The organism is Succinivibrio sp. (assembly GCF_045124615.1).
Taxonomy (GTDB): domain Bacteria; phylum Pseudomonadota; class Gammaproteobacteria; order Enterobacterales; family Succinivibrionaceae; genus Succinivibrio; species Succinivibrio faecicola.
Genome location: NZ_JBGVMC010000110.1, coordinates 1 through 3274 on the forward strand (window position 1 = coordinate 1; position 3274 = coordinate 3274).

Here is a 3274-nt window from a genome sequence, read left to right on the forward strand (position 1 = left end):
ATCGCAGAGTTCAGACTGTAACAAATGATCAAATGTCAAAGATTACGCAATTGATACAGGCTGAAAATGCCAAAGCCGTTGGAGTAAAAAAAGCCGTCTGGATTCACGTTGCAGGCAAATATACATCAAGAGTAAGTCACATACACATGAACGGTCAGGAGTTCGATCTTGATAAAGGGTGTTGGGATGATTACGAAAAGAAATTTATTATGCCTGCAGAGCTGATTAACTGTAAATGCCAGATGCAGATGATTTTTGATGAGGATCTTCTAAATGGATGAAAAAGAAAAAATAGTATTTGATAAAGTTTCGTTTAAAGATTCCGTGCGCTCAATTGATGATAACGGTTTTCTACACGTTGCTATTTCAAATATTACCAAAGAACAGGTTGCTCCATATATGGGGCATGAAATACCTAATTATGAACGTTTAGGGTTAAAGCCAGATGAGATCTACAACGTTTATCGCCCTGCAGAAGAACTCAAAAAGGCGGTTATCAGTTCAAACGGCATCCCTATTCAGTTAGATCACCATGCAGACTTTGCGGATGCTCCTGCTAAAGAAACAAGAGTTGGATCTACAGGTACAGACGGCATTTTTAATGCTCCATATCTGCAAAATTCTTTACACATTCAGGATGCAGATGCAATTAAACGCATAAATGACGGATCAATGCGTGAATTATCACTTGGTTATCGTTACACACCTGTTAAAAAATCAGGCGTTTTTAATGGTGAAAAATACGATCTGATTATGACCGATATATCATGCAATCATTTAGCCTTAGTTGAGGAGGGCAGAGCAGGGCATGATGTTTTAGTTAAAGATTCTAAACCTAAAAACTTAACAGAGGATCAGAAAATGGATCAGGAAGTTGAACAGAAAGAATTAGAGCTTGCAGATCAGGTAATTGCACTTGCTCAAAAGCTCAAAGATTTGCATAAAGTTGATGCAAAAGGCAACGTTGTCGATAAACATGAAAATGGAGATCTCCCAATGGAAGAAAAACTAAATGAGTTCCTGCAGAAGTTAGAAGATGCAGGACTAGACAAAGACGAGGCAAAAGCACAGATCGAAGAAATTATCGCTCTAAAGGCAAAGCCTGCAGAGGATGAAGATCTAGAGGTTGAAGAAAAGGAAGAAGAAAAGACCGAAGATCTAAACGCTGATGATGAACTCGAAGATAAAGAGGAAATCGAGAGTGAAGAAGATCTAGGCGAAGATGAAGAAGAAAAAGTCGAAGAAAAAGACGAGTTAAAAGAAGATCTAGGCGAAGATGAGGAAGAAAAAGCCGAAGAAAAAGAGCCAGTATTTGATGAAGATCAGAAAGAGGCTTTAGATCGTTGCGGTTTTGATTCAGAAGATCCAATCGTACAGAAAGCATTTGCTGAGGGTGTCAAGTACGGTGAGAAGAAAGAGAAAGACGAGCCTAAGCACCTTGATTCTTTACACGAAAGCGAGGGTGAAAAGAGAGCACTTGGCGAAGATTCAATTGTTAAGATCACCAAAGCAATTAAAGCAAAGATGCAGGCAGAAATGCAGGCAAAAATTAAAGCTGTTTCCGCTTGCCGTCAGTCACTTGGAAATGTTGATCCATTAGCTTTTGACAATGCAGGATCTGTTTACCGTATGGCCTGCAAGAAAGAGGGTTTAAACACCAAAGGCATGACTGCTAAAGAGTGCAGAGCCATGTATCTAGGCTTTATGGCTAACAAAAAAGCTATTTTAGCGAACGATAAAAAGAGCGTTAAAGAAGATCTAGCAGATGCTTTTTTAAACAACGTTAAAGATTCAATTTAACTTATTGCAATAAGAGGAAATCAAAATGGTACAGAAAACAGTCGGTATTTTACCAGAGATCGGCATTTCAGGACAGAAAGTTGCTACTGATTCAGCAAGATACTTAGCATATCAGCCACTATCAGACGGTACAGTTAAATCAGGTGCATTTGCATTTGCTAAGACTGCAGGCGGTACACAGAGCGCACCATTCGCAATTGTAGCAGGCACTGGATCAGCTGATGCCGTACCTCTGGGATTCGTTGAGCGTGTTGTTGATGGTACTTTAACCAATGTACTTTCTAGCGGTACTGATACTCTGGCAGAGGGCGCAGTCGTTACCGTTGCCGTACAGGGTCAATTCTATTTAGAAGTTCCTGCAGGACTTAGCGGAATTGTTGACGGTTACAGTGTATTTGTACTACCAACTACAGGCGCAATTAACTTAGCTACTAGCGCAGGCACTGGCGAAGTAGATACTGGCTTTAAGGTTGTTTTACCAAACGGCAAGGCAAGCGCAGGCGCAGGCGATATTGTGATCATTCAGCGTTTCAACTAATTGATTTTAAAAGATTTTTGGGAGTTAAATCATGTTAACACTTGAGAAATTAAAGGCAAAGGGCATTTCAATTGATGGTGCTCAGGGTGTTATGGCTTATGATTCCGTTAACGGACATATTAAGACAAATTTCGCAAAGACTAAGCTAGCTATGGATAGCGCACTGCAGACTACACCAAATATCGGTTATCCTGCTTCAATGTTTCAGTATATCGATCCTCAGATTGTTGAGATCCTTTTTGCTGTTACCAATGCAAACAAGTTAGCACCTGAAGTAAAGCAGGGTGACTGGACTATTGAGCTGACCACTTTTGCGGTGGAGGAGCGCACTGGTGACGTTACCGCATACTCAGATCGCACCGAGAATGTGACAACTACCGTTAATTATGAATACCCAGTACGTGAGCAGGTAAGATTCCAGACAATGATCGAATATGGCGATCTTGAAATGGATAAGGCTAATACTGCTAAGATTGCTCTACAGTCAAGAAAGCAGTTAGCAGGTGCTGATATTATCGCTAGAAAGCAAAATCAGTTCTACTTGAAGGGCGTTTCAGGCAAGATTAATTACGGAATTTTAAATGAACCTAATTTAAATGCCTCAATTTCACCTATCACAGTAGGCGGTAATGCTACTTGGGCAACTAAGACAACTGCAGATCCAGACAATGCAGGAAATATCGTTTATAACGATATTCTAAAGCTATGGAGCGAGTTGGCATCAAAGAATGGTGGTCATATTTCAATGGATATGCCTATTAAACTGGCTATTTCAAACAGCATGATCTCATATCTATCAATGCCTAACAAATACGGTTTAACCGCAGAGGCTATGTTAAAGCAGAACTTTAAGAATATTGAGATTATTCAGATCCCAGAGTTATCTACTAATGCAGGCGAGTATCTATTCATGGAGATTGAAAACCTGTATGGTGT

Annotated in this window: 4 protein-coding genes; all 4 read left to right on the forward strand. The window is 40.0% G+C overall.

All coding sequences use genetic code 11. From position 1 onward, the window contains the following. On the forward strand, positions 1-281 hold a 281-nt coding region (locus tag ACJML3_RS03120; RefSeq protein WP_406020527.1), incomplete at its 5' end, for a hypothetical protein. After that, on the forward strand, positions 274-1800 hold the full coding sequence (locus tag ACJML3_RS03125; RefSeq protein WP_406020529.1) for a DUF2213 domain-containing protein: 1527 nt from the start codon (positions 274-276) through the stop codon (positions 1798-1800). The genes ACJML3_RS03120 and ACJML3_RS03125, both read left to right, overlap by 8 nt. A gap of 25 nt (positions 1801-1825) precedes the next feature. After that, positions 1826-2338: a hypothetical protein gene (locus tag ACJML3_RS03130; RefSeq protein ID WP_406020531.1), complete on the forward strand. Its 513-nt coding sequence runs from the start codon at positions 1826-1828 to the stop codon at positions 2336-2338. A gap of 31 nt (positions 2339-2369) precedes the next feature. Beyond that, the coding region (locus ACJML3_RS03135; RefSeq protein WP_406020533.1) for a hypothetical protein at positions 2370-3274 on the forward strand (905 nt) is incomplete at its 3' end.